Raw genomic sequence first — 6,352 nt, 5'->3', positions numbered from 1 at the left:
TACCAGTAGAACGTAGACACATACGTACGGATGTGTAGGCAGCGTCGGATGTGTATAAGAGACATCACTATGACTCTGCCTCACGCCTTGGCTGGCGAAAAAATGAGCGCGTTCTAAAGCACCACCAAGAGTGCAACACTACACTAGGAGGCTGTCCGAGAATGCTGGCCGTAGCGAGAGCCGACTGATTTGAGCGGGTTTTTGCGGTGTTTTAAGGCGAATAGTGGTTCTATTTAACGCAAAACAGCACAAAAAACAGCCAAACTCAGGTGGCTCGCAGTAGGTTGAGTATTCTCGGACAGCCTCCTAGATAACTTCCTCGAGCTGTGGCTGCAATAATCGTCTTGCATCGGGAATGGGACCAATAACGGGTTTGCCATAGAAATAGCCCTGCACCCGGCGACAGCCAAAGCCAAAGAGCAAATCACTCTGCGGCCGGGTTTCAACGCCTTCGGCGATCACTTCAAGATCCAGCTGCGCCGACATGGCAATTACGGCCTGAATGATCTGGCGATCTTCTTCGTCTTCGCAGATATCTTTAACAAAGCAGCGATCGATTTTAAGCGTGTCCACCGGTAGCTGCTTAAGGAGCGCCAGGGAGGAGTAGCCCGTACCGAAGTCATCAATGGAAATGCGTACGCCCAGCACCTTGAGAGCATTGAGAATATCGATGGTGGCGTCCAGATTGTCCATCAGCGTACTTTCGGTAATCTCGAACTCCAGCAAGCTGGGCGGCACTGCGGTTTCATCCAGGATTGCCTGCACTTCCAGCATGAAATTCTTGTCGCGAAACTGTTGCGGGCTGATATTAAGCGCCACCGGCACCACATCGCGCTGAGCCTCGATACGCGCCACCAGTCCCTGGGAAACCGAACGCAACACCCAGTAACCCAGCGGAACAATCAAGCCAGACTGCTCTGCGGCGGGAATAAATTGGCCCGGCATTAACAGGCCCTGTTCAGGATGATGCCAGCGCACCAGTGCCTCAAAGGCAACCACCCGGTGGTGCTCTATATTGACGATGGGCTGAAAAGCCAGTGACAGCTGTCGGTGTGACAGCGCATGACGCAGATCTTCCTCCAGTTGCATCAGACGTGAGGCTTCACGCTGCATATCGATATGAAAAAATTCTACACAGTTCTTGCCCCGACGTTTGGAGGTATAGAGCGCCAGATCCGCATTGCGCAGCAACTGACTGGCTGAATCGCCATCATGGGGAGCAAGGGTAATGCCGATCGAGGCGCTGATCACCAGATCCCGGCTATTCAGCCGCACCGGCCGACTCAGCGCCAGTACGATCTTCTCGGCCAGTCGCAGCAAATCATGCTGTCCACCGCTGTTCAGCAGCACGACGGCAAACTCGTCGCCGCCTAGCCTGGCAACAATATCGTTGCCCCGCACCTGGCTCCGCAGGCGGTTGGCGACCTCAACCAGTAACTGGTCCCCCACTTCGTGACCCATGGAGTCATTGATGCGTTTGAAATCATCCAGATCCAGATAGAGCAGCGCCACCATGCCGCCCGCGTAGGACTGCTCGCGCAGGGCCTGGCCCAGCTGCTCGTTCAGCAGACGCCGGTTAACGAGCCCGGTCAGAAAATCATGGTAGGCAAGCTCATGCAGCTCGCGCGTACGCGAATCCACCAGCGCTCGCAGGCGGTGGGGCTCTCGCAGTACATAGTGCACCAGCCAGGCGAGAATCAGCGCTACGAACAGGCTCAGAAAGTGGCCATAGCCTATTGTCAGCCCCGGCTCGGCAACACCATGGCTCATGCGCAGCAGCCAGCGGTTGTTTGGCACCCGTACATCCAGTGTCTGCACATTGTCGCTATTCAACGCGCCCGCGCTCCTGAACAGCATCCGCTCGGGCAAGCCTGCACTTGCTGGCCTTACCAGCTCGTACTCAAAGCCACGACTTGTCAGCTTTTGCAGGTCCGTGACCGATAGCAGACGATCGATATCAATCACCGCTGAAACAAAACCCCAGAAGTGTTCATTGCCGCTGGAGTCGAGCAAAAACACAGGGTTGCGCCCGATCACGGCAACGCCGCCCTGCACCAGGGTGAGTGGGCCGTTAATGGTCAGCCGGTGCTCGTCCCGCGCCCGTGCAGTAGCGATGGCAGTAGTCTCATGCTCGAAAATATTCAACCCAAGCGCAGCTTCATTGCCGGCAAAAGGAAAAATTTGGCGGTTGATGCCACCAGGGGCAAGCTGCAGGCTGGAAACAGAGGGGAAGTCACGCAGAATTTCGGCAGCCCGGGCAGAAAAATCCGACGGTTCGCCATTACTGCGGCGCACTTCATGGGCCAGCAGTTCGGTCGACAGCAGGGACAGGTTAAGCAAACGTTCAACGGAACTGACCTGAGTATTGATCAGGTCACGTACAAGGGATGTCTGTTCGCGTTGCTGTAGCGTCTGGTTAAGCTGGTTCCAGTAAAAACCCAGCAGCAGTGTGGCTACAAAGACACAGGCGGAAAAAACAGAGGTTTTACGCAGCACCCGGTCTCCCATTGCGCTTACCGGCGATACCTCCGTGCATCGACAGTCGCAGTACTGACTTCACCTGGATTGATGCAGCAGCACTGCAGAGGTTCTCTGCAAGGTGGCCGGCCTCCGGGAAAGTTCAACGAATTCGGGTGTTATCCATAACCTGACAAAAAACTGGGCGCCTAAACATTGAGACGCGCCAGTACGCAAACAGCCGGCTCCTGGAAGGCCCAGGACCCGGTTATCAAAACAGTGAATTGCCGCTACCGGCAACCCGCGCCCGCTTAGTGGTGGTGACCACCTTCGCCGTGGGCGTGGCCATGCTGCAGCTCTTCTTCGCTGGCCTGGCGCACATCAACGACTTCAACCGAGAAATTCAGGGTTTCGCCGGCCAGTGGGTGATTGCCGTCCAGCTGCACGCTGTCATCGGCGACCGCGATAACGGTTACCGGCTGCTCACCCCAGGGGGTCTGCGCCAGGAACTGCATACCGACTTCAATTTCTTCAACGCCAACAAAGTTGCTGCGTTCAACATCCTGCACCAGATCTTCACGACGCTCGCCATAGCCACGCTCTGGCTCTACGGACACATCGAGCTTGTCGCCAACGACTTTACCGACCAAGGCAGACTCAAGACCTTCAACGATGTTGCCACCGCCGTGCAAATAGGCCAGTGGTTCCTGCCCTGCGGATGTATCAACTACATCGCCGGCGGCATTTTTCAGGGTGTAGTGGATCTGCACTATGGTATTTTCAGCTATCTGCACTGGTATTACTCCGTTCTGTCGTCACAACTGACTCAGATCACCATCGGATTTTCCGCCCGGTTAGGACATTTAGAACCTGGCACTGAAACAGCATACATTTAAGTAGTTGAAAACCTGTGTGAGCCACCCGCAGACAACGCCACCAAGCATTCCACGCGCATCCTAACGTGCCGACCCGCGACTGTCACCCCTTGAGGCGCTTATGCGGCTACGCAAGTCGTTACCGAGTGCTCAAAACGACGTTACAGGCCCTGCTTGAGCTCTCGTTTAACGGCGTCCCAGCGCCAGGTACCATCACCACAGAGATTAACGCCGCCAATCCAGCGGTCGATCGGCTGCTCCGACAACCAGTCCTGTGCTTTAGCCAGCACTTGCTGCCCTCTGGGCGCAAGAGAGAAGCGCAGCGCCAGAAATGCCTCATCGCAGCCGGTCAGCGCAGGGCGGACAAAGCGCCCGTTCTCGCAGTTGAGCAGCGCAACCGGTGGACTCAGCAACCCCTCTAGTACCCGCCAGAAACTGGCATCCCCCATAAAGGCCACCTCCTCTGCCGCACGCACGGCTCGGAATAGCCCGGCGGCATCCTCAACGCCAGCACTCACAGCCTCGAGCAACTGCCTTTCAGTACGGTTGATACCACAGGGGTCTGGATACTCCTGCAGCAAACGTTCAATTGCAGCGGCCAAAAACGGCAGTGCCGACAGATCCTTATGCAGCAGACTCGCCAGCGTGCGCGGATTGGCGCTGCAAAATGCCTGCCATGCATCCACCGCCAAGGCCATCTGCGCCTCGCTTAACCGCTGACGGGTGGCATAGAGTTCAAGCGCCCGTTCAGGCTGCGCCTGACCAAGGTAATCGTCCACCAGCACCAGTTCAGGCCAGGCAAGTCCCTGACCTTCGTCGTGATACCAGTTGAGTAATTGCAGCAGGTGCAACTGATCATAAAGTTCAAACGAGTTCCATATTACAACGCCACCCTCACGCGCACCGCGACGAAACAGGGCATCACGCGCCTGAAAATGCGTCTGGGCTTCAAAGTCGGTAGCCCAGCCGCAGCTGACAATAAAGGCCGCACGCACCCGGGATAACTCATCAAGCGATAAACCGGCTGGTACAGGGCCTTCGTGCAGCACATCATTCCACGCCAGATAGTCATCACCTATAGCGGCTTTTTGCAGCCACTGATTTGCCATATCGCCATTCGTTATGTGAAGCATGCTTTGGATCCTTTATTACTGAGGCCGTAAAGCCGCGACTCAGCCTGAATAATCCCCTAACACCCAGTTTTCTCCGCGCCCAGGACGGGCATCAGGTCAGGGGGAATCAACTGTTTTTATCGCCCGTTAAAACGCGCCTCAAATTTAAACTGAAAATGCCATTGGTAACAATTGGAAAGGATTGAGACAAAGTCTATTTGTACTTTTCCTGTTTACTGCCGTCTGGGATTGCCGTTTTGCTCGCCTGCAGATAGCGCCTCCTTTCGCCGGCGCTAACCAAAGGCAGAAACGCCCCTTGGTATAGAGCAAAAACAGATGCTGTGAATGCCTGCACGATGCCTTTGAAGGTTCGAATAAACAAGGAAAAAAAGATGCCTTTGATCCAACGCCGCGACGGCGACGAACACCCCCACTGGCCGTTAGGCCCGTTTAAAATCCGCCTGCCGCTTGTACATTACAGATGGGAAACCCCGGAGATGATCCAGGGCCTGATCATGTTCGTGGTCGGTCTGGCGATGATTCCCCTGCTGGAAAAATATCTCGGCATGCCGTACGAAGCGGCACTGGCTTTCACCTTTGTTGCAGGCTTGTGTTACTGCCTGCCAGCCCTGATGGGCGTACCTCTGGTTCCGGGCTGGATTACGCCGGCAATACCAGTGGTGTTGTTGTATCTGAAAGGTTTCGAACCTGGCCCCGAAGCGATCAAGGCGCTGTTTGCGCTACAACTGGAAGTAACCATTATCTTCTTTATTCTGGGTATCACGCGCTGGGGCTCCAAGCTGGTTGAAGTCATCCCGAACTCGCTGAAATCCGGCATCATCATAGGTGCAGGTATCGCCGCCATGATGGGTGAACTGAAAATCGGCGGCCGCGTAGATGCCACGCCAATTTCATTGATCGTGGGATCTATCATCTCGGCGTACATTCTGTTCTCGCTGTCGTTCAAGAACATCGTGAAAGAAAACTCGCTGGCAAAACGCATCGCCAACTTCGGTATGGTGCCGGGCATGATCATCGCGATGCTCATCGGCTGGAGTACAGGCGAATATGCAGTACCCGACATCGAGTGGGGCATCACTCAACCTGACTTCGCACTGATGCTCCAGTACCTGACCTTCACCGTCGGCTTTCCGGGCTGGGACGTGTTCCTGCTGGCGATCCCAACCGCAGTCATCGCTTATGTGATTGCCTTTGGTGACATCATCGTCGGTTTCACACTGATTAAACGTGTTGACCACCTGCGTACAGATGAGTCAATAGATAATAGTATTGACCGCGTTCATCTGGTGACTTCGCTGCGCAACGGCATCCATGCATTCCTGGCACCTTGGCCGGGGCTGGCCGGTCCGCTGTGGACGGCTGCACATGCAACCGTAGCAGAGCGTTACGCGATGGGGCGTAAATCCATGGATTCCATCTACAGCGGCGGTGGTACTTTCTGGATCACTGGCCTTGTCGCGCTGTTCATCTTGCCGCTGGTTACGCTGTTTAAGCCTGTACTGCCCATTGCCCTGTCTCTGACACTCATACTGACGGCGTACATCTGCATCATGGTGGGTATGGAGCAGCTGAAAACCTCCACCGAGCGCGGCGTGGCGGGTATCGTTGCGGTAACGCTGGCGATGCCTGATCCAAAATCCACCGTCTATGCGGTTGTCATTGGTCTGGTGCTGTACCTGCTGATCGAACGTCCGAAGCTGCTGGGGCGTCACCGCCCTGAGAATGAGATGATCTTTGTCGATGACGAAGAGGACAAAAAAGAGAAAAAGGCCACCTGAGCCCTTTGTCTGACCGAGCAGGCGGAGGCCTTACAGCCTCCGCCCTTTCAAATTCACCGCAAGTACGGGACTTTGAAGAGATGCCCCAGCTAGAGAATTTGCACGAAAC

4 protein-coding genes are annotated in these 6,352 nt (G+C 55.4%); 1 reads left to right on the top strand and 3 read right to left on the bottom strand.

What is annotated here, in order from left to right:
* Positions 1-306: 306 nt before the first annotated feature.
* The 3 genes from MPRO_RS24880 to MPRO_RS24870 all read right to left on the bottom strand — a co-directional run bounded on the left by MPRO_RS24880 (position 307) and on the right by MPRO_RS24870 (position 4,465).
* Positions 307-2,496 carry a putative bifunctional diguanylate cyclase/phosphodiesterase gene (locus MPRO_RS24880; RefSeq protein WP_158651935.1) on the bottom strand — a complete coding sequence of 730 codons (2,190 nt, stop codon included), beginning with the start codon at positions 2,494-2,496 and terminating at the stop codon, positions 307-309.
* Between the two features lie 272 nt (positions 2,497-2,768).
* Entirely contained in the window at positions 2,769-3,251 is a 483-nt protein-coding gene (locus MPRO_RS24875; protein WP_067299125.1) for an FKBP-type peptidyl-prolyl cis-trans isomerase, read from the bottom strand.
* Between the two features lie 242 nt (positions 3,252-3,493).
* Positions 3,494-4,465 carry a hypothetical protein gene (locus MPRO_RS24870; protein ID WP_067299123.1) on the bottom strand — a complete coding sequence of 324 codons (972 nt, stop codon included), beginning with the start codon at positions 4,463-4,465 and terminating at the stop codon, positions 3,494-3,496.
* Between the two features lie 320 nt (positions 4,466-4,785).
* Between MPRO_RS24870 and MPRO_RS24865 the strand changes: the two genes are divergently transcribed.
* Positions 4,786-6,243, top strand: a complete 1,458-nt coding sequence (locus tag MPRO_RS24865; RefSeq protein ID WP_245635203.1) for a solute carrier family 23 protein — start codon at positions 4,786-4,788, stop codon at positions 6,241-6,243.
* The last annotated feature ends 109 nt before the right edge of the window (positions 6,244-6,352 follow it).

Source organism: Marinobacterium profundum (assembly GCF_001528745.1).
GTDB classification, from domain to species: Bacteria; Pseudomonadota; Gammaproteobacteria; order Pseudomonadales; family Balneatricaceae; genus Marinobacterium_A; species Marinobacterium_A profundum.
This window is presented reverse-complemented; position numbering and strand designations above follow the sequence as displayed.

Excerpts from the sequence above, each read along its gene's own strand:
- MPRO_RS24870 (WP_067299123.1), bottom strand. The coding sequence starts at position 4,465 with ATGCTTCACATAACGAATGGCGATATGGCAAATCAGTGGCTGCAAAAA.